The sequence below is a fragment of the Bacillus sp. LM 4-2 genome, assembly GCF_000978495.1.
Classification (GTDB): domain Bacteria; phylum Bacillota; class Bacilli; order Bacillales; family Bacillaceae; genus Bacillus; species Bacillus subtilis.
This window is the reverse complement of the sequence record NZ_CP011101.1, coordinates 3,000,266-3,019,724: the sequence shown is the minus strand read 5'-3', so window position 1 is coordinate 3,019,724 and position 19,459 is coordinate 3,000,266. Positions and strand designations below refer to the sequence as shown.

Genomic DNA, 19,459 nt, shown 5'->3' with positions numbered 1-19,459 from the left:
AAGCGGCTTTTTTTGTTCACAGATTCATTGAATTGATTGTAAAGGATAAGAACGTCGCAAATGCACTCCATAAAAAATAAGGCAAAAGAAGATAGCTTGCGGCTCTGCTGTATTTTTTGGCAATGATCAGTAATACGATTGCTGTGATGGCGACAAGCAGGCAGTCAAGCGATGCAGCCAGCAGATTTTTTTGCGTAAACTGGAAATAGCTGAAGGCTTGATTGAGCACGTAATTTATCAAAAGTGTAAACCAAAAGCTTTTCGCACCTTTAAATGAAAACGCAGCATATACAATGGCTGCTGAAAGGGAGATCAGGGCAAACAGGATGGCCCAAATGATGCCGATCGCAGTTCCGCTTGGCGTCCAGTCCGGTTTTTTCAATGAATTGTACCATTCTTGGTCCACAGGAAACAGGTAGCCTGCGGCTGAAAACAGCGCATATGTAATCACAAAAACGGCTAAAGCGCCGACAATCTTTTTCATATTTGCAACCTCCGCATGTATTTAATTACCCTTTATCTTATAAAGATCAAACCCCCGATATGCGGGGGAAATGATGGTCTTAAATAAGCTGCCGCAATGCGTTTGCTTTAATGCGTTCATATTCAAAAGCTGATTCTAATTCTTCCTTCGGTAAAGCAGACTTGCGGACGTATTTTTCGCGAATGACATCGTAAAGCTCGTAAGGAAACAGCATATCAATAAACATGACTTGTTTTTGTTCTTCAGTTAATGGGGCTCTGGATTCGTATGCGTTCAGCATGACATGAAATGTTTCTTCATCCCAAACGCCCGTCGTATCCAAAAGCGGAATAATCATTTTGCGCAAATCGCGAATAGGCAGATCAAATGAAACGGTATCTAAGTCAATGACCCAAATCTGTTCATTTTCCCCTAAGAGTGTATTTCCGGTTCCGTAATCCTGGTGGCAAAGGTTAGGGCTTTTTTTCAGCTGTTCAGTCCATGGAACATAGGTCGACTGCAAAAGCTGGTCTTTGATGCGCAGCCCGTCTTCAATAAAGCCATCTATCTCCTGAAGATAAAGCTGTGAGAAAGGATCTTCATTTTCCGCCTCCGCCATCAGCTTCCACGTTTCCATCTGTTTGCATCGTTTCGTGTAGTGATTCGGCCAGCGACCTAATTTGGTAAATACGGGAACGCCATTTGGCGGCTGATATCCGACGGAAGCTGTATGAAAATCAGCAAGGCCTTTCATGATAAACTCCAAGTCCTGCTTTACAGTCAGCTCAAACGGCCTTCCTTCGATCCAGTCATATACGACAAATAGAAATGAGCCGTGCTTGGAATATAGGCTGCCTTTTTTGTTTGGGAGTATGCCAGGAACATTCATGCCTTTTTTTGCTAAATAGTCCTGCGCGAAAATGGAAAACAACGCTTTCTTTTCTGGCCTGTGTATTCGTTTTAGACAAACCGCGCCGGAGTCTGTGTGGACCTTCCAGACAAGCGCCATCTGGTTTCCCTGAATGACGTCTATTTTTTCAGCCTGCACATCCCATCCTTGAAGCACATTTTCAGCCAGCTCCGTTAATTTTTTTGCATCTTCTGCTGATAAAGGAAGCTCTGATGAATTCCCCTCCTCAATGACTTCATGGTTTTCTGCCATTAAAGGACACATCCTTACCTGTTTTACTCCTACCTTATGAATCAAAAGGAAAAAATGATTGAGTTATTTGACTATATTTAATAGATGAATCTGGTTGTTTACCCGTTTTGTTTTTAGGGCAGTCCCATTCCGCACAAGTTGGTTGTTCAGCCGTATCATGATTCTAACTAGTTAAAAATCATGCAGGAATGGAGGCTATGTATGAAAATAGCACTGATCGCCACAGAGAAGCTTCCTGTCCCATCGGTTCGAGGAGGCGCCATTCAAATCTACCTCGAAGCGGTTGCCCCTTTAATTGCAAAAAAACATGAGGTGACTGTGTTTTCTATTAAAGATCCGAATCTCGCTGATAGAGAGAAGGTAGACGGTGTCCATTATGTGCATTTGGATGAAGACCGTTATGAAGAAGCCGTTGGAGCAGAGCTGAAAAAGAGCCGTTTTGATCTTGTGCATGTTTGTAATCGCCCAAGCTGGGTTCCGAAATTGAAGAAACAGGCGCCGGATGCTGTTTTTATTTTAAGCGTTCACAATGAAATGTTCGCTTACGATAAAATCAGCCAGGCGGAAGGCGAGATTTGCATCGACTCCGTAGCGCAGATTGTTACGGTCAGCGATTATATCGGACAGACGATCACAAGCCGTTTTCCGTCAGCACGATCAAAAACAAAAACGGTGTATTCTGGTGTGGATTTAAAAACGTACCACCCTCGCTGGACGAATGAAGGGCAGCGAGCTCGCGAAGAGATGCGAAGCGAGCTGGGGCTTCACGGCAAAAAAATCGTCTTGTTTGTCGGCCGGCTTAGCAAAGTCAAAGGCCCGCACATATTATTGCAGGCTTTGCCGGACATCATTGAGGAGCACCCCGATGTCATGATGGTGTTTATCGGGTCAAAATGGTTCGGAGATAATGAATTAAATAACTATGTCAAACATCTTCATACCCTTGGTGCGATGCAAAAGGATCATGTCACATTTATTCAATTTGTGAAGCCAAAGGACATTCCGCGCCTTTATACCATGTCAGATGTATTTGTATGCTCTTCGCAATGGCAGGAGCCTTTAGCAAGGGTGCATTATGAAGCGATGGCTGCGGGACTTCCTATTATTACAAGCAATCGGGGAGGCAATCCAGAGGTCATAGAGGAAGGGAAAAACGGCTACATCATTCATGACTTTGAAAATCCTAAACAATATGCCGAACGTATCAATGATTTGCTGAGCAGCTCGGAAAAGCGGGAACGGCTTGGGAAATACAGCCGCCGTGAGGCAGAAAGCAATTTTGGCTGGCAGAGGGTGGCTGAAAATCTGCTCAGCGTCTATGAAAAGAACAGATAGAAGGGGTGAACAGAGTGTACCAAAAAGAGCATGAAGAACAGATTGTGTCCGAAATTCTCAGTTATTATCCGTTTCATATCGACCATGTGGCGCTGAAATCGAACAAAAGCGGGCGCAAAATCTGGGAAGTCGAAACTGATCATGGCCCAAAGCTGCTAAAAGAAGCGCAAATGAAACCGGAGCGGATGCTTTTTATCACTCAGGCACACGCCCATTTACAAGAGAAAGGGCTGCCGATAGCGCCGATTCATCAAACAAAAAATGGCGGTAGCTGCTTGGGCACGGATCAGGTTTCTTACAGTTTATATGACAAAGTGACAGGAAAAGAAATGATTTACTATGATGCAGAGCAAATGAAAAAAGTCATGTCATTTGCCGGCCATTTTCATCATGCCTCAAAAGGATATGTTTGCACAGATGAAAGCAAGAAGAGAAGCAGGCTGGGAAAATGGCACAAATTGTACCGTTGGAAGCTGCAGGAACTTGAAGGGAATATGCAGATCGCAGCATCCTATCCTGATGACGTATTTTCGCAAACTTTCTTAAAACATGCTGATAAAATGCTGGCAAGAGGAAAAGAAGCTCTCAGAGCGCTTGATGACTCAGAATACGAAACCTGGACAAAAGAGACACTCGAGCATGGCGGATTCTGTTTTCAGGATTTTACATTGGCACGTTTGACTGAGATCGAAGGGGAGCCTTTTTTAAAGGAGCTTCACTCGATTACCTACGATTTGCCGTCAAGAGACCTTCGTATTCTGCTGAATAAAGTGATGGTTAAGCTTTCTGTATGGGATACTGATTTCATGGTTGCACTGCTTGCGGCCTACGACGCAGTGTATCCGCTCACAGAAAAACAGTACGAGGTACTTTGGATTGATCTCGCGTTTCCGCATTTGTTCTGTGCAATCGGGCACAAATATTATTTGAAGCAAAAGAAAACGTGGTCAGATGAGAAGTATAACTGGGCGCTGCAAAACATGATTTCTGTTGAAGAATCTAAAGATTCGTTTTTGGATAAACTGCCGGAACTGTATAAAAAGATAAAAGCGTATCGGGAGGCGAATTGACATGAGGTCATCGAGACAAAAAGCCTCTATTTCTAAACTGGATCTCGACCAATTCGTATTTACACCGCCTGGACCGATGGGATGGCAGGCTCATGACTCAATCTCAGCTGAGAAGGAAGAAGAGGAGAAGCATTTAGATGTGGGCAGCATTCGAGAGCTCCCTCACATCAATGCACCGAAAGAATATCAAAAAGAAACGAAGGAAAAGGAAACAGATCGCAAAATCGTCGATGATGAAGAAGAAACAAAATTCGAAACCACTCTGGAGCCTGAGGAGGAGCGTGATTCGAAACGCTCAGCGCCCCCATATGAAGAAGAGGATGAAGATGAAGAACCAGACTTAGCGGAAGAAGCTAAAGTGGAAATCATCATTCTTCCAAGTGAATCTAAACCAGCTCCATGGTTTTCTCAAACTGTAAAGCGCAAGGCATAAAGTCACATTTATGCCTTTTTTTAAGTTCTCTGTAGCGAAAAAACAGCCCGTTTTGCAACACGAGCTGTAGGTTTTATGTTTTTGCTTTCACAAAAAGCTGATTGATAGATGATAAATCAAAATTTTGCGTCAGAAAAGGCGGCGGAAATTGTTTGTTTTTCGGGGTCAGAACGGATTGGTAAACAGTATTGAGCCTTTTGGCAGCATGGGTAAAGGTAAATAAAGCTTCTACATGCTTTCGGGCGTTTTTTGTCATTTTGTTCATTAATTCTTGATCTGTAAAGGCTCTGTCAATTGCTTTTGCAAATGAAGAAGGTTTGTTGTAGCTATCGATGACAAGGCCGGTGACTTCGTGTTTTACGACTTCACCGTTTCCGCCCCGGTTTGTGGTAATTAAGGGCGTGCCGGCCGCCATTGCTTCATAATTCACACGGGCGAGGGGTTCGTTCCACTGAGAGCTGCACACAAATACATCTGCCATCAGAAAAAGGTTTGGGATATCGTCTGCGGGAATGAATTTTGTAAAGATTATGTGGTCTCTGTATGGCAGCGCCAGCGTGCGCAGATAGGTGACATATTGGTTTTCGCTGTCATCGCTGAACCACTTCCCGCCTGCTATGACCAGTACAGCATCAGGGTGCTGCTGCAAAATCCGTCTCATGCTGTGAATGAGAAGGTGAGGCCCTTTTGTCGGGCTTAAGCGGCCGGCGAATAAAATAACTTTTTTATCTTCAATACCGTATTTTTTCCGGTATGTTTTTCTGACAGCCGAGCCTTTCATCGTCCAGACGGGCGGATAAGAGTTTAAATCAACGCCGGAATACACAACTTTTGTGATGTCCTCGGCTTCAGGGAAACGTTCAATGACGGTTTGTTTAATAAATTCGCTCACTGTTGTGATCATGGAGACATTGTCGAGTACTTCTTTTCCTTGCGCGAAGGTCATCTTTTTTTCAGAAAACATTTCGTTATGCAGGCTCAGAACGATCTTGCTGTTTGGTGAGGCTTTTTTATATAAAGAGACATTTAAAGGCCTGTTGAACACATGAATGAGGTCAAAGGAAGAGGCTCGCAGCTCTTCGGCTACCGCCTCGCGGTAATGTTCTTTTGGCAGATGGATATAATGTACGCCGTCTTTTGTTTCTCTTTTTGGGAGCGATGGATCTTCTATTGAAAAAATGGTCAGGTCGTACCTGCTGCTGAAATAGGGCGTGACACCGTCAATCATCATTTGAATAGCGCCGCCGCGTACTGCGGGCGCCGGCAGCTTTTCTGTACAGATAAAGGCAAGCTTCATTTTTATTCCCCCTGATACAGCGACGATAAATAGGCGATTTCGTTGGTCAAGCCATCCTTTAAGGATGTGGCGGGATCATAATGCAAGAGCTGTTTTGCTTTTGAAATATCCGCCCACGTGTTGCTCGGTTCCCCTGCTATTTTGTCCGAAAAGTGCAGTGTTGCTTTTCTCCCGGAAATATCCTCAATGAGGGAGACAACTTTTAAGACTGAGGCACGCTCTGCGCCGCCGATATTTACTGTTTCACCAATAAGGTGGGGTTTCCCAAGAACAGCGGTGATGCCTTTGACACAGTCGCTGATATAAGTGAAATCTCTTGACTGCTGCCCATCACCGAAGATGGTAAGCGGCTTTTGCTGAAGGTGCTGCTTAATGAGCCGGTGAAAAGCCATATCCGGCCGCTGTCTTGGCCCGTATACGGTAAAAAAACGGAGAATCACAATTGGAATGCCAAAGCTCTGTTTATACACATGGCAAAGCTTTTCTCCCGTAAGCTTTGTTACCCCGTACGGAGATAAAGGAGAAAGCGACGTGTTTTCGCTGACTTTTCCTTGTTTTTCGCCATAGACGGAAGAGGTGGATGCAAAGACGAACGTTTGAATAGAATGTTCCCGGCACGCCTCGAGGAGCCTTTGGAGCGCTTGGATATTATGTGCGGCATATGGGTGAAAATGATTGCCCCAGCTTGAGCGGACACCCGGTATGGCCGCCAAATGAAAGATGACGTCCACTCCTTCCAGTAAGGGAGCAAGATCGGCTGTCAGCAGATTTTCCTTTATGAACGTAAATCGCTTTTCCGGCAGCAGGTTTTTAAGGTTTTTTAATTTCAAGGAAAATGGAGTAGGACCGATAAAGTCATCGATTCCGATAACGTTATGTTTCTTATCTTTTAGTAATTCTTCGCAGAGGTGGGAGCCGATAAAGCCCGCTGCTCCTGTGACGAGTATTTTCATGGACGGCCAACTCCCGTACAGATCAGGCCGCAAGCCTCGATCAGTTCTTTTTTTAGTACGTTGCGTCCGTCAATCACAAGACGCCCTTTCATGATATCTGCAGCCTTTTTCCAATCAAACGCTAAAAACTCAGACCATTCTGTCGCCAAAAATAAAAAGTCACTCTCTTCGATCGCATCAAAAGCTTGAGAATGCTGAGTTACATGTTGCCGCAAATGTTCTGGAAGTACAGCTTCAGGATCATATGCATGAACATCACATCCCAGCTCCGCCAGCCTTTCCATCAGTCTGACAGCCTGAGAATTCCGGATGTCATCAGTATTCGGTTTGAAGGAAATGCCGAGTACAGCCGCTTTCTTGCCTTGAAGTGTTTCGAAGAATGACTGTATTTTTTTGATATACAGGCCAAGCTGGGTGTCATTAATGTGCTGCACGGCCCGGAGCAGGAAGGTCTCCGTGTTTTTTTCCTGGGCAGCAAATTGCAGCGCCTGCAGATCCTTTGGAAAACAAGAGCCTCCGTATCCGATGCCTGCCTGCAAAAAGTGCTTCCCGATCCTTGGGTCTAGACCGATAGCGCGGGAAATATCTGAGATATCTGATTGATAGGCTTCACATATGCGGGCCATTTCGTTAATGAACGAAATTTTGGCCGCTAAAAAGAAATTGTTGGCATATTTGATCAGCTCTGCTCCCGCTAAGCTTGTAACGATAAAAGGGGTATCAATGTGTTTGTAAATGGATTTGACGATGGCTGCCGATACGTGATCTTCTTCCTGAACACCGATGACTGTTTTGTCAGGATGCAGCATGTCATATAAGGCATTGCCTTCCCGCAGAAACTCCGGATTGGATACGATATTAAAGAGGTTTTTAGACACTCCGGAGGCAATCAGCTGTTTTGCTATGTTTTCATTTGTCCCGGGCGGAACAGTGCTTTTCGTAATAATGGTTTTATACGATCGGATCGCCTCGCTTAAATCACCGATGACGGACTGCAGGGCTTTCGTATCAGCTGATCCGTCCGAACGCGGCGGAGTTCCGACTGCGATAAAAATAACGGGACATTCCTCCATGCTCGATTTCACTTCAGAAGAAAACGAGAGATTGCCGCAACGAAGTATTGCATCTGAAAGCCCAGGCTCGTAAAAGGGAATGACTCCTTTTTTCAGCTGCCCGATTTTTTTGACGTCTTTGTCTGTGCATATCATGTCATGTCCGATGGATGCCAGTGCCGCTGATAGGGTTAAACCGACATACCCGGCGCCAACCACACAAATTTTCATCACCTGAGCTCCTTTACAAGATTACTGGTCATATATCAATATCCTATTAAAAAAGGGCTGGTTCGTGATTCCGCTTTCTGCCCAGTTGCTTCCGCCTAATTTCAGATGTACAAACATCGGGATGCGCTCTTGGAATATCATGTAATAAACATGAGCTGAGGGGAAAATACCATGATAAAAAAAGCGATCATTCCTGCAGGCGGATTCGGCACGAGAAATCTGCCGGTGACGAAGGTGATTCCGAAAGAAATGTTTCCGGTAGGATCTAAGCCTGTGATTCATTATCTTGTTGAAGAATTAAAGGAGTCAGGCATTGAGGACATTTTGATGGTTGTATCGAGCCATAAAAATCTGATTGTCGACTATTTTGATTCCTCTTTGGCACTTGAGGCTTTTTTGGCCTCTAAGAATAAACTGCATTTACTTAGAGAGCATCCCATTCCGGATATACGGATTCACTATGTGCGGCAGCCTTATGCAAAGGGTCTTGGCGACGCCATTTCTTTCGGAAAGCAATTTGCAGGAGGAGAGCCTTTTGCCGTCGTTTTGCCAGATGATCTGATTTTTTCCGCCAATCAGCCGGCTTTGGGGCAGCTGATTGAAGCGTATACGAAATATCAGTCCAGTGTGATCGGCTTAAAAGAAACAAAAACGGAGGATTTACATCATTACGGGGTGATAAAAGGGGAGCCTGTTGAAAAAGGGCTTTATCGCATACAGGATATTGTGGAAAAGCCTAAACAAAACCCTCCGTCTCATTTTGCCGCAGCAGGGCGTTATATTTTCACACCGGATATTTTTAATGAGCTGGAGGCATTAGAAGCTGATAGCGGAGGAGAAGTGCAGGTAACGGATGCGATAAAAGCTTCGCTCGGGGCATGTACCGTATACGGGAAATTGCTAGAGGGCGAGCGGTATGACATCGGCCTGCAAAAGGATTATCTGAAGCTGATTTACGATATGCTGAAAACGGAAAAGAACCCCCAATAATTGGGGGTTCAATCAGCGTGGAGATCGCCGAATGTGGTCATGATTCCCTCTTCGTCAAGTTCTTCTTCATAGCGCTCATGGGCTCTGCTTTGATAAACGGTAATTTCTTTCCCAGTGATATCTGTAGCGATGAAATTTTCGTAAGACTCCGTATTGCCGATATTCTCTTCGGCATTCATCGTCATATCATCATAGCTGAGCGGAGGGTTTTCCATATCCTGCGGCGTTTGTGAGTTCCCATATTTTTCGACATCCTGATAGGAATCCTCACTGTCATATGGCGCTCTGATTTCTTCATCATCATCAAATTCAAATTGCCCGAATGGTGTTTCTTCTTCAATCGGACGGTCTTTGGAAACCACGTCCTGTGACGAATACTCCGCGAGGGTTGTGGCAGTCGGAAGCGCTTCAAGTCGTTCGAAAGGGATTTCCTTTCCGCTGACTTCACAAATGCCATACGTACCGTTTTCTATCGCCTTCAATGAATGCTCAATGTCCCGAAGGTGCTCTCTCTCATGCAAGTCTAGAGCGATGTCTTTCTCACGCTCGTAAAGTTCTGTCGCCTGATCGCCGGGATGGTTGTCGTATGCCGAAAGCTCACCCCACGAATCATAAGGAAAGGCTGAGTTAAGCTGAAAATGATCATTGTCTTTGAAACGGTTTAAGATATCTTTTTTCGTTTGTTCCAGTTCATTTTTTAAATGCTGAAGCTGTTCTTTCGTAAGCAATGTGATCGCCTCGTTTCTCTGTGATGCATACCTTTAGTATGAACAGATCGCCTGAGAACTTTCATAAATGGCGGGTGGAGGAATATAGGAGGTTTTCCTTTTATGGTAAGCGGATACAACCTTTGCTATCAGTGGAGAAAGAAATTTAAGCTTTGTTTCTTTTTCATTTCTGAAATTAGGTTTATAATAGGTAAGGCAGGCCATTTGGACTGCATGATCTGTGTTTGACACAAAGGAGACACAGGTGTATGGTATTAAAAGCATTTTAAGGATTATGGAGGAATGTCTCATGGTGACAACGGTGCAGCGTACGTTCCGAAAGGAAGTTCTACATGCATTACATAAAGCCAAAGAAGTCAACCATGCTGTCTTAATAAGCTATTCGAGACAAATCGAGTCTCTTGACCCTCTATCATTTTTCAATTACGGAGCAAAAAAATATACAGGCAATCGATTTTTTTGGTCAGATCCTGAAAGTGAATTGACAATAGTCGGTCTTGGCAAAGAAGCGGTTTTCCAGACAAATCAAAAAAACAGCGAGCGGTATCGTGAGGTTTTTGAACAATGGGAGCGCTTTAAAAAGACGGCTTTTCATATTTATGAAGAAGAAAAGCTGCAGCATTCTGCAGTGGGACCTGTGTTATTCGGAGGATTTTCTTTTGACCCTTGCGAAGAAAGAGGTTCACAATGGGACCATTTCTCGGAAGGGGATTTCTTTGTGCCTGCGCTTATGCTGACGATGACTGCTGAAGGCCCGTTCTTAACAGTTAACAGATGGGTAAGCGGAGGAGAAGACGCAGAAGCTGTTTTAGAAGGCTTAAAAGCTTTTGCGGCGGAATTTATGGTTCCCGATTTCAAGCAAGAAGATCAGGCTGTGATTGCAGCAGCCGAAGAGCTGGATAAGGATGATTGGCTGAAAGCAATCGAAACGGCCACAAGCCAAATTAAAGAGAAACAATATGATAAGGTTGTTCTTGCCCGAGAGCTGCTGCTCACGTTTGACGGTCCAATCCAAATTGAACCGGTGCTTAAAACGCTTCTGGACGATCAGCAGACAAGCTATGTTTTTGCAATTGAACAAGAAGGCAAAACCTTTGTCGGCGCGTCTCCGGAAAGACTGATCAAAAGAGACGGCGGCACTGTCATGTCTTCCTGTCTGGCAGGCTCCATTAAACGAGGCGTGAATGAAGAAGACGACCGCCGGATAGGCCTTGAATTATTAAACGATGAGAAAAACCTGCTTGAGCATGATATTGTGGTAGGTATGATTCATAATGCTTTTGTATCAAGCTGTTCAGAGGTTGAAAAGCCTGATGGACCTGTTTTGTACAAAACAAAAAGCGTTCAGCACCTGTTTACGCCGATTGTCGGACAGCTGCGCGAGTCTGCTTCGATTTTTGACTTAATTGAGAAGCTGCACCCCACTCCCGCGCTTGGGGGATCACCTCAGGAAAAAGCTGTTGACGTGATCAGGGAGATTGAACCGATGTCCCGCGGCTGGTATGCGGCCCCTATCGGCTGGATTGACAGCCAGGATAACGGGGAATTCGCGGTCGCCATTCGTTCAGGGCTCATCGAAGGAAGCACAGCAAGGCTGTTTGCCGGGTGCGGTATTGTGGAAGACTCGGAACCAATCTCGGAATATGAAGAAACACAGATTAAATTGAAGCCGATGATCTCTGCATTAGGAGGTGAGAGGCGTTGACAGTCAACCCGATTACTCATTACATCGGAAGTTTTATTGATGAATTCGCCCTTTCCGGAATTACGGACGCCGTCGTTTGTCCGGGCTCAAGATCTACACCGCTGGCTGTTCTTTGTGCTGCGCATCCCGATATCAGCGTCCATGTCCAAATTGATGAAAGGTCTGCCGGATTTTTTGCATTAGGTTTGGCAAAAGCGAAGCAGCGTCCCGTACTATTGATCTGTACATCTGGAACAGCCGCGGCCAACTTTTATCCGGCTGTGGTTGAAGCCCATTATTCAAGGGTGCCTATTATTGTGTTAACTGCTGATCGGCCTCATGAGCTGCGCGAAGTAGGCGCACCGCAGGCTATTAATCAGCACTTCTTATTCGGTAACTTTGTTAAGTTTTTCACAGACTCTGCTCTTCCTGAAGAGTCTCCGCAAATGCTGAGATACATCCGAACGCTGGCAAGCCGCGCTGCCGGAGAAGCACAAAAGCGCCCGATGGGGCCTGTCCATGTGAATGTGCCGCTGCGCGAACCGCTGATGCCGGATCTTTCAGATGAGCCGTTTGGAAGAATGAGAACAGGCCGTCATGTGTCTGTGAAAACGGGTACGCAGTCTGTTGACCGAGAGTCCCTGTCTGATGTGGCTGAGATGCTCGCAGAGGCTGAAAAAGGAATGATCGTCTGCGGAGAGCTCCATAGTGATGCGGACAAGGAAAACATTATTGCGCTGTCAAAAGCGCTTCAGTATCCAATTTTAGCAGATCCGCTGTCTAATCTGCGGAATGGTGTTCATGATAAAAGCACTGTTATTGATGCGTATGATTCGTTTTTAAAAGATGATGAGCTGAAGCGGAAACTCCGTCCTGATGTTGTCATTCGGTTTGGACCGATGCCTGTTTCAAAACCGGTTTTCTTATGGCTTAAGGATGATCCGACGATTCAGCAAATCGTGATTGACGAGGATGGAGGGTGGAGAGACCCGACACAGGCAAGCGCGCATATGATTCATTGTAATGCGTCTGTTTTTGCTGAGGAGATCATGGCAGGCCTTACTGCTGCCACCAGATCCTCAGAGTGGCTGGAAAAGTGGCAGTTTGTCAATGGGCGGTTCCGCGAGCATCTGCAAACAATCAGCAGTGAAGATGTTTCGTTTGAAGGCAATCTCTATCGAATCCTTCAGCATCTTGTGCCTGAAAACAGCTCGCTGTTTGTGGGAAACAGCATGCCGATCAGGGATGTTGATACGTTTTTTGAAAAGCAGGACCGCCCTTTCCGGATTTATTCAAACCGGGGAGCAAACGGGATAGACGGTGTCGTCTCCTCTGCCATGGGGGTATGTGAAGGAACAAAAGCGCCTGTTACCCTTGTGATTGGAGATTTATCTTTTTATCATGATTTAAACGGCCTGCTGGCGGCCAAAAAGCTGGGTATTCCTCTTACTGTGATTCTTGTCAATAATGACGGAGGAGGGATTTTCTCCTTTTTGCCGCAGGCTTCTGAGAAGACACACTTTGAAGATTTGTTCGGCACACCGACAGGGCTCGATTTCAAGCATGCGGCTGCACTTTACGGCGGAACGTATTCATGCCCGGCTTCTTGGGATGAATTCAAAACAGCTTACGCGCCGCAGGCAGACAAGCCCGGACTCCATTTGATTGAAATCAAAACGGATCGCCAATCAAGAGTCCAGCTTCATCGCGATATGCTGAATGAGGCTGTGCGGGAAGTGAAAAAACAATGGGAACTGTAAACATAACGGTATCAGATGGTGTCCGATATGCAGTGGCAGACGAGGGACCGAATGCTTCCGAAGCCGTCGTCTGTCTGCATGGGTTTACCGGCAGCAAACAATCATGGACTTTTCTTGATGAAATGCTGCCTGATTCCCGTTTGATCAAAATTGATTGTTTAGGGCATGGGGAAACCGATGCCCCGCTGAATGGGAAAAGATACAGCACAACCCGGCAAGTTTCTGACCTTGCCGAGATTTTTGATCAATTAAAACTTCACAAAGTGAAATTGATTGGGTATTCTATGGGAGGAAGGCTTGCTTACTCTTTTGCGATGACATATCCCGAGCGGGTATCGGCACTTGTGCTTGAAAGCACGACGCCGGGGCTCAAAACACTTGGGGAACGGCGGGAACGAATCATGCGGGACCGGAAGCTTGCTGATTTTATTTTACGAGACGGGCTCGAAGCGTTTGTTGCGTATTGGGAGAATATCCCTTTGTTTTCATCTCAGCAGAGGCTGGCTGAAGATATTCGGTACAGGATACGATCGGGCCGTCTGCGGAACAATAAGATTGGGCTTGCGAACAGTTTAACCGGCATGGGCACCGGTTCACAGCCTTCCTTGTGGAGCCGTGTAGAGGAAATAGATGTTCCTGTGCTTCTGATCTGCGGGGAGTGGGACGAAAAATTTTGCGCCATCAATCAAGAGGTGCATAAGATGCTTCCTTCTAGTAGAATAGAGATTGTTCCAAAAGCAGGACATACGGTCCATGTGGAGCAGCCGCGATTGTTTGGTAAAATAGTGAGTGAGTTTTTGACAAGCATCTGACTCATTCACATAGAGAATAAAAGGAGGTCATCATATGGCTGAATGGAAAACAAAACGGACATACGATGAGATATTGTATGAAACGTATAATGGCATTGCAAAAATAACAATCAACCGACCTGAGGTACATAATGCGTTTACCCCTAAAACGGTTGCTGAAATGATTGATGCGTTTGCTGACGCAAGAGACGACCAAAACGTTGGGGTTATCGTGCTTGCCGGTGCAGGGGACAAAGCATTTTGTTCTGGCGGAGACCAAAAAGTGCGCGGCCACGGTGGATATGTAGGAGACGACCAGATCCCTCGTCTTAACGTATTGGATCTTCAGCGTTTAATCCGCGTCATCCCGAAACCGGTTGTTGCGATGGTGTCCGGATATGCGATCGGCGGAGGCCATGTGCTTCACATCGTATGTGACTTGACAATTGCTGCGGACAACGCAATTTTTGGACAAACAGGCCCTAAAGTGGGAAGCTTCGATGCAGGTTACGGTTCTGGCTACCTGGCTCGAATTGTAGGACATAAAAAAGCACGTGAAATCTGGTACCTATGCCGTCAGTACAACGCACAGGAAGCACTGGACATGGGTCTTGTCAACACAGTCGTTCCTTTGGAACAGCTTGAAGAAGAAACGATTAAATGGTGTGAAGAAATGCTTGAAAAAAGCCCGACCGCACTGCGCTTTCTTAAAGCTGCGTTTAACGCGGACACAGACGGACTTGCTGGAATTCAGCAGTTTGCAGGGGATGCTACCCTTCTTTACTACACAACAGATGAAGCAAAAGAAGGCCGTGATTCCTTTAAGGAAAAACGCAAACCTGATTTCGGACAGTTCCCTCGTTTTCCGTGATCAGCAATATCTAGTAAACCAACAGCTTGAGACTTTGCGGTCCAAGCTGTTTTCTTTTCAATACAGACATTTTACCTCGGAGATGATGACATGCTGACAGAACAGCCCAACTGGCTCATGCAGCGGGCACAGCTGACACCTGAGAGAATCGCTCTCATCTATGAAGACCAAACCGTGACATTTGCAGAATTGTTTGCCGCGTCTAAACGAATGGCGGAACAGCTTGCCGCTCATTCGGTTCGGAAAGGGGATACTGCAGCTATTTTGCTCCAAAACCGTGCAGAAATGGTATACGCTGTTCACGCTTGTTTTTTGCTTGGTGTTAAGGCGGTGCTTTTGAATACGAAGCTGTCAACACATGAAAGGCTGTTTCAGCTGGAGGATTCGGGATCCGGCTTTTTATTGACAGATTCAAGCTTTGAGAAGAAAGAATATGAACACATCGTTCAAACGATTGATGTGGATGAACTGATGAAAGAAGCAGCAGAGGAAATTGAGATCGAGGCTTATATGCAAATGGATGCAACGGCAACGCTGATGTATACGTCGGGTACGACAGGAAAGCCCAAGGGAGTTCAGCAAACGTTCGGAAACCATTATTTCAGTGCGGTGTCGTCCGCTCTTAATTTGGGTATAACAGAACAAGACCGCTGGCTTATCGCATTGCCGCTCTTTCATATCAGCGGATTGTCCGCATTATTTAAATCTGTGATCTATGGAATGACTGTCGTGCTTCACCAGCGTTTTTCCGTAAGCGATGTGCTGCATTCTATCAACAGGCATGAAGTGACAATGATATCTGCGGTGCAGACTATGCTGGCCAGTCTTTTGGAAGAAACAAACCGCTGCCCTGAATCCATCAGATGCATTCTTCTCGGCGGCGGTCCTGCACCGCTGCCATTGCTTGAGGAATGCCGTGAGAAAGGATTCCCTGTCTTTCAGTCATATGGAATGACAGAAACATGCTCGCAAATTGTTACCCTGTCGCCGGAATTCAGCATGGAAAAGCTCGGATCTGCGGGGAAACCGCTGTTTTCGTGTGAAATCAAAATAGAGCGGGACGGACAGGTATGTGAACCGTATGAACACGGTGAAATCATGGTCAAAGGCCCGAATGTCATGAAAAGCTATTTTAACCGGGAGAGCGCAAACGAAGCCTCCTTTCAAAATGGCTGGCTGAAAACAGGTGATCTTGGTTATTTGGACAATGAAGGCTTTTTATATGTATTAGACAGACGTTCAGATCTGATCATATCCGGCGGAGAAAACATTTATCCGGCCGAAGTGGAGTCAGTGCTGCTTTCACACCCCGCTGTGGCCGAAGCCGGGGTTTCAGGGGCTGAGGACAAAAAATGGGGGAAAGTGCCTCACGCCTATCTTGTCCTTCACAAGCCTGTGAGCGCAGGAGAATTGACTGACTACTGCAAAGAACGCTTGGCGAAGTATAAAATTCCGGCAAAATTCTTTGTGCTTGACCGCCTGCCGCGCAATGCGTCTAATAAGCTCTTGCGAAATCAGCTGAAGGATGCGCGTAAAGGAGAACTGCTATGATCGAAATAGAAAAAATCACGCTTTACCATTTGAGCATGAACTTAAAGAAACCGTTTAAAAACAGTATCGAAACGCTTCAAGAGCGTAAATTTCTGATCGTGGAAGCCATTGATACATCAGGTGTCACAGGCTGGGGAGAAGTTTCCGCTTTCTCTTCGCCTTGGTACACCGAGGAAACCATTGGAACATGTTTGCATATGCTAAAAGATTTTTTTATCCCAAATGTCGTCGGCCGTGAATTCAATCACCCTTCAGAAGTGCCGGACAGCCTGGCGCGGTATAAAGGAAACCGGATGGCAAAAGCGGGACTTGAATCGGCTGTATGGGATATTTATGCCAAAAAGAAGGGCGTATCCCTTGCTGAGGCATTGGGCGGAACAAGAGATAAAGTCCCTGCCGGGGTGGTAGTCGGCCTGGCGCCTCTTGACGATATGCTGAAGGAAATTGAGAGCTATCAAAAAGAAGGTTATCAAAGAATAAAAATTAAAATTCAGCCTGGGCAGGATGTGGAATTGGTCAAGGCCATCCGCAGCCGATTCCCAAACATCCCGCTTATGGCCGATGCCAATTCCTCTTACGAACTGAAGGATATCAGCCGTTTAAAGGAGCTTGATGACTATCATTTAATGATGATTGAGCAGCCGCTCCAAGCTGACGATATCGTTGACCACCGCCACTTGCAGAAACATTTGAAAACGGCCATTTGCCTTGATGAGAGCATTTGTTCAGTTGATGATGCGAGACGGGCGATTGAGCTAGGAAGCTGCAAAATTATTAATATAAAACCTTCTCGTGTCGGCGGCTTAACAGAAGCCTTAAAAATTCATGATTTATGCAAAGAGCATCATATGCAGGTTTGGTGCGGAGGAATGCTGGAAACAGGCATATCAAGAGCGCAGAACGTGGCGCTTGCTTCACTGCCTCAATTCACAATACCTGGCGATATATCTTCATCCTCACGCTATTGGGATGAAGATATTGTAACTCCTGATATTCGTATTGATAATGGATTTATTTCTGTGTCAAAACAGCCTGGTTTAGGGGTTGAGGTAAACCAAGATATTATGCGAAAATATGTGACCAAAATGGATGTTTTCACACAGCATGGTTAAGAAAAAAGCATTTTGCTATTTTGAATAAATGACACTGTGCTGTTACAGTAAAAGTGTTCGTTGAATACATCCCTTCTCGTTTGGACCGGCTGCTGACCCAGCCGGTTTTTTTATGTAAATCAGCTTGACAAAAATGGCCAAACGCGATAATTTTGCATGAGGGAAACTTTTTGTCCTGTGTAAATAAAACATGCTTTTGGCTAATTTAATGTCACATGTCTAAGAACTGACAACATAAGATAAAACAATCGGACATTGATGGCAAAGAGGAGGAGAAATATGAGACAAGGGCTGATGGCAGCAGTACTTTTTGCGACCTTTGCTTTAACGGGATGCGGAACGGATTCAGCCGGAAAAAGCGCTGATCAGCAATTACAAGTGACAGCGACAACATCTCAAATTGCCGATGCAGCAGAAAACATCGGAGGTAAGCATGTAAAAGTCACCTCTTTAATGGGACCGGGGGTTGATCCGCACCTTTACAAAGCTTCCCAAGGTGACACGAAAAAATTAATGTCTGCCGATGTTGTTCTGTACAGCGGGTTGCATTTGGAAGGGAAAATGGAGGATGTCCTCCAAAAAATCGGCGAACAAAAACAATCGGCGGCAGTAGCTGAGGCCATTCCGAAAAATAAGCTTATTCCCGCGGGGGAAGGCAAGACGTTTGATCCCCACGTCTGGTTCAGCATTCCGTTATGGATCTATGCGGTGGATGAAATTGAAGCGCAATTCAGCAAAGCAATGCCTCAGCACGCAGATGCCTTTCGGAAAAATGCCAAAGAGTACAAAGAAGATTTGCAATATTTAGATAAGTGGTCGCGTAAGGAGATCGCACATATTCCGGAGAAAAGCCGTGTGCTTGTGACTGCTCATGATGCGTTTGCGTACTTTGGGAATGAGTATGGATTTAAGGTAAAAGGCCTGCAGGGACTCAGCACAGATTCGGACTATGGATTAAGGGATGTTCAGGAGCTGGTTGATCTTCTGACAGAAAAACAAATAAAAGCTGTGTTCGTAGAAAGCAGTGTATCTGAAAAATCAATCAATGCAGTGGTGGAAGGCGCTAAAGAAAAAGGCCATACAGTCACAATCGGCGGTCAGCTTTATTCGGATGCCATGGGTGAAAAGGGCACAAAAGAAGGCACATACGAAGGAATGTTCCGCCACAATATCAACACGATTACTAAAGCGCTTAAATAAAGAAAAGAGGTGGAGGATATGTTCCCTGTTGAGCTTGATAATGTGACGGTTGCTTATCATAAAAAGCCTGTACTGCAGGACATTTCGCTGCAGGTGCCTGAAGGAAAACTTATTGGCATTATCGGCCCAAACGGCGCGGGAAAATCAACCTTGATCAAAACGATTCTCGGTCTTGTGCCCAGAGCTTCCGGAGACATCTCTATTTACGGCAAAGACTATAAGGATCAGCGGACCAGAATCGGATATGTTCCGCAGCGCGGCTCGGTTGACTGGGATTTCCCCACAAGCCCGCTCGATGTCGTCCTAATGGGAAGATACGGGAGAATCGGTTTATTAAAGAGGCCAAAGAAAGCGGATGTGGAGATGGCGAAGGCCGCATTAACAAAAGTCGGGATGCATGATTATGCGAAAAGGCAAATCAGCCAGCTGTCAGGCGGACAGCAGCAGCGGGTGTTTCTTGCCCGGGCACTCTGCCAGAACGCTGACATTTATTTTATGGATGAACCGTTTGCAGGTGTTGATGCAGCGACGGAGCGCGCGATTATGACGCTGTTGGCAGAACTCAAAGAAAAAGGAAAAACCGTGCTTGTCGTCCATCATGATCTGCAGACCGCCGAGGATTATTTCGATTGGATCTTACTGCTTCATTTAAGGAAAATCGCTTTCGGACCGACGGAAAACGTTTTTACGATCGAAAACCTGCAAAAAACATATGGAGGAAGGCTTACGTTTTTAAAAGATAAAGTGCTGGCAGAAGGACATAAGGAGTGAGCGCA

The 19,459-nt window shown here is 45.6% G+C and carries 18 protein-coding genes; 12 read left to right on the top strand and 6 right to left on the bottom strand.

The features are described from left to right. Positions 1–16 precede the first annotated feature (16 nt). Both bslm_RS15005 and cotI read right to left on the bottom strand, forming a co-directional pair. Positions 17–484, bottom strand: coding sequence for a TspO/MBR family protein (locus bslm_RS15005; RefSeq protein WP_003229024.1), 468 nt, complete (start codon positions 482–484; stop codon positions 17–19). Positions 485–563: 79 nt separating this feature from the next. Then, positions 564–1,637: a spore coat kinase CotI gene (gene cotI, locus bslm_RS15000; RefSeq protein WP_082098081.1), complete on the bottom strand. Its 1,074-nt coding sequence runs from the start codon at positions 1,635–1,637 to the stop codon at positions 564–566. A 189-nt stretch (positions 1,638–1,826) separates the two neighbouring features. On the opposite strand from cotI, the gene cotSA reads away from it, so the two are divergent. Genes cotSA through bslm_RS14985 form a run of 3 tightly spaced genes read left to right on the top strand, consistent with a single transcriptional unit; the run spans position 1,827 to position 4,463 of the window. Further along, positions 1,827–2,960 (top strand): spore coat protein CotSA, encoded by a 1,134-nt coding sequence (gene cotSA / locus bslm_RS14995; RefSeq protein ID WP_003229028.1) that lies wholly within the window; start codon positions 1,827–1,829, stop codon positions 2,958–2,960. 14 nt (positions 2,961–2,974) lie between these two features. After that, complete coding sequence (gene cotS, locus bslm_RS14990) at positions 2,975–4,030, top strand: spore coat putative kinase CotS (protein WP_003229031.1); 1,056 nt, start codon at positions 2,975–2,977, stop codon at positions 4,028–4,030. Position 4,031: 1 nt separating this feature from the next. Beyond that, positions 4,032–4,463, top strand: coding sequence for a hypothetical protein (locus tag bslm_RS14985; protein WP_004399071.1), 432 nt, complete (start codon positions 4,032–4,034; stop codon positions 4,461–4,463). A gap of 73 nt (positions 4,464–4,536) precedes the next feature. Here bslm_RS14985 and bslm_RS14980 read toward each other — a convergent pair whose 3' ends face one another. From bslm_RS14980 to bslm_RS14970, 3 genes are read right to left on the bottom strand one after another with little or no spacing between them, the layout of a single operon-like run. Then, positions 4,537–5,760, bottom strand: coding sequence for a glycosyltransferase family 4 protein (locus bslm_RS14980; protein ID WP_003229035.1), 1,224 nt, complete (start codon positions 5,758–5,760; stop codon positions 4,537–4,539). 2 nt (positions 5,761–5,762) lie between these two features. Next, positions 5,763–6,713: an NAD-dependent epimerase/dehydratase family protein gene (locus bslm_RS14975; RefSeq protein WP_029318306.1), complete on the bottom strand. Its 951-nt coding sequence runs from the start codon at positions 6,711–6,713 to the stop codon at positions 5,763–5,765. Continuing rightward, positions 6,710–7,996, bottom strand: a complete 1,287-nt coding sequence (locus bslm_RS14970) for a UDP-glucose dehydrogenase family protein (RefSeq protein WP_004398478.1) — start codon at positions 7,994–7,996, stop codon at positions 6,710–6,712. The genes bslm_RS14975 and bslm_RS14970 overlap by 4 nt, the downstream gene beginning before the upstream one ends. Positions 7,997–8,167: 171 nt before the next feature. Between bslm_RS14970 and bslm_RS14965 the strand changes: the two genes are divergently transcribed. After that, on the top strand, positions 8,168–8,986 hold the full coding sequence (locus tag bslm_RS14965; RefSeq protein WP_003229044.1) for a UTP--glucose-1-phosphate uridylyltransferase: 819 nt from the start codon (positions 8,168–8,170) through the stop codon (positions 8,984–8,986). Between the two features lie 8 nt (positions 8,987–8,994). Here the strand turns inward: bslm_RS14965 and bslm_RS14960 are convergent, their stop codons facing one another. Next, positions 8,995–9,714: a yteA family sporulation protein gene (locus tag bslm_RS14960; protein ID WP_003229046.1), complete on the bottom strand. Its 720-nt coding sequence runs from the start codon at positions 9,712–9,714 to the stop codon at positions 8,995–8,997. A 289-nt stretch (positions 9,715–10,003) separates the two neighbouring features. Between bslm_RS14960 and bslm_RS14955 the strand changes: the two genes are divergently transcribed. The 8 genes from bslm_RS14955 (at position 10,004) to mntB (ending at position 19,454) form a co-directional block, all read left to right on the top strand. Further along, the gene (locus bslm_RS14955; RefSeq protein ID WP_004398674.1) at positions 10,004–11,419 is read left to right on the top strand and encodes an isochorismate synthase; all 1,416 of its coding nucleotides are present in this window, start codon (positions 10,004–10,006) and stop codon (positions 11,417–11,419) included. Then, complete coding sequence (menD, locus tag bslm_RS14950) at positions 11,416–13,158, top strand: 2-succinyl-5-enolpyruvyl-6-hydroxy-3-cyclohexene-1-carboxylic-acid synthase (protein WP_003229050.1); 1,743 nt, start codon at positions 11,416–11,418, stop codon at positions 13,156–13,158. Before bslm_RS14955 ends, menD begins: the two co-directional genes overlap by 4 nt. Continuing rightward, positions 13,146–13,970 carry a 2-succinyl-6-hydroxy-2,4-cyclohexadiene-1-carboxylate synthase gene (gene menH, locus bslm_RS14945; protein ID WP_004398592.1) on the top strand — a complete coding sequence of 275 codons (825 nt, stop codon included), beginning with the start codon at positions 13,146–13,148 and terminating at the stop codon, positions 13,968–13,970. Before menD ends, menH begins: the two co-directional genes overlap by 13 nt. Before the next feature lie 34 nt (positions 13,971–14,004). Beyond that, positions 14,005–14,820, top strand: coding sequence for a 1,4-dihydroxy-2-naphthoyl-CoA synthase (gene menB / locus bslm_RS14940; protein ID WP_003229054.1), 816 nt, complete (start codon positions 14,005–14,007; stop codon positions 14,818–14,820). Between the two features lie 90 nt (positions 14,821–14,910). Beyond that, entirely contained in the window at positions 14,911–16,371 is a 1,461-nt protein-coding gene (locus bslm_RS14935; RefSeq protein WP_003229056.1) for an o-succinylbenzoate--CoA ligase, read from the top strand. After that, positions 16,368–17,483: an o-succinylbenzoate synthase gene (gene menC, locus bslm_RS14930; protein ID WP_003229057.1), complete on the top strand. Its 1,116-nt coding sequence runs from the start codon at positions 16,368–16,370 to the stop codon at positions 17,481–17,483. The genes bslm_RS14935 and menC overlap by 4 nt, the downstream gene beginning before the upstream one ends. Before the next feature lie 279 nt (positions 17,484–17,762). After that, positions 17,763–18,683, top strand: coding sequence for a manganese ABC transporter substrate-binding protein/adhesin MntA (gene mntA, locus bslm_RS14925; RefSeq protein WP_003229060.1), 921 nt, complete (start codon positions 17,763–17,765; stop codon positions 18,681–18,683). An 18-nt stretch (positions 18,684–18,701) separates the two neighbouring features. Next, positions 18,702–19,454 carry a manganese ABC transporter ATP-binding protein MntB gene (gene mntB, locus bslm_RS14920; protein WP_004398644.1) on the top strand — a complete coding sequence of 251 codons (753 nt, stop codon included), beginning with the start codon at positions 18,702–18,704 and terminating at the stop codon, positions 19,452–19,454. Positions 19,455–19,459 lie beyond the last annotated feature (5 nt).

Excerpts from the sequence above, each read along its gene's own strand:
- bslm_RS15005 (WP_003229024.1), bottom strand. The coding sequence starts at position 484 with ATGAAAAAGATTGTCGGCGCTTTAGCCGTTTTTGTGATTACATATGCG.
- cotI (WP_082098081.1), bottom strand. The coding sequence starts at position 1,637 with ATGTGTCCTTTAATGGCAGAAAACCATGAAGTCATTGAGGAGGGGAAT.
- bslm_RS14985 (WP_004399071.1), top strand. The coding sequence starts at position 4,032 with ATGAGGTCATCGAGACAAAAAGCCTCTATTTCTAAACTGGATCTCGAC.
- bslm_RS14935 (WP_003229056.1), top strand. The coding sequence starts at position 14,911 with ATGCTGACAGAACAGCCCAACTGGCTCATGCAGCGGGCACAGCTGACA.
- menH (WP_004398592.1), top strand. The coding sequence starts at position 13,146 with ATGGGAACTGTAAACATAACGGTATCAGATGGTGTCCGATATGCAGTG.
- bslm_RS14955 (WP_004398674.1), top strand. The coding sequence starts at position 10,004 with ATGGTGACAACGGTGCAGCGTACGTTCCGAAAGGAAGTTCTACATGCA.
- menC (WP_003229057.1), top strand. The coding sequence starts at position 16,368 with ATGATCGAAATAGAAAAAATCACGCTTTACCATTTGAGCATGAACTTA.
- bslm_RS14965 (WP_003229044.1), top strand. The coding sequence starts at position 8,168 with ATGATAAAAAAAGCGATCATTCCTGCAGGCGGATTCGGCACGAGAAAT.
- cotSA (WP_003229028.1), top strand. The coding sequence starts at position 1,827 with ATGAAAATAGCACTGATCGCCACAGAGAAGCTTCCTGTCCCATCGGTT.
- mntB (WP_004398644.1), top strand. The coding sequence starts at position 18,702 with ATGTTCCCTGTTGAGCTTGATAATGTGACGGTTGCTTATCATAAAAAG.
- bslm_RS14970 (WP_004398478.1), bottom strand. The coding sequence starts at position 7,996 with ATGAAAATTTGTGTGGTTGGCGCCGGGTATGTCGGTTTAACCCTATCA.
- bslm_RS14975 (WP_029318306.1), bottom strand. The coding sequence starts at position 6,713 with ATGAAAATACTCGTCACAGGAGCAGCGGGCTTTATCGGCTCCCACCTC.
- bslm_RS14980 (WP_003229035.1), bottom strand. The coding sequence starts at position 5,760 with ATGAAGCTTGCCTTTATCTGTACAGAAAAGCTGCCGGCGCCCGCAGTA.
- menB (WP_003229054.1), top strand. The coding sequence starts at position 14,005 with ATGGCTGAATGGAAAACAAAACGGACATACGATGAGATATTGTATGAA.
- mntA (WP_003229060.1), top strand. The coding sequence starts at position 17,763 with ATGAGACAAGGGCTGATGGCAGCAGTACTTTTTGCGACCTTTGCTTTA.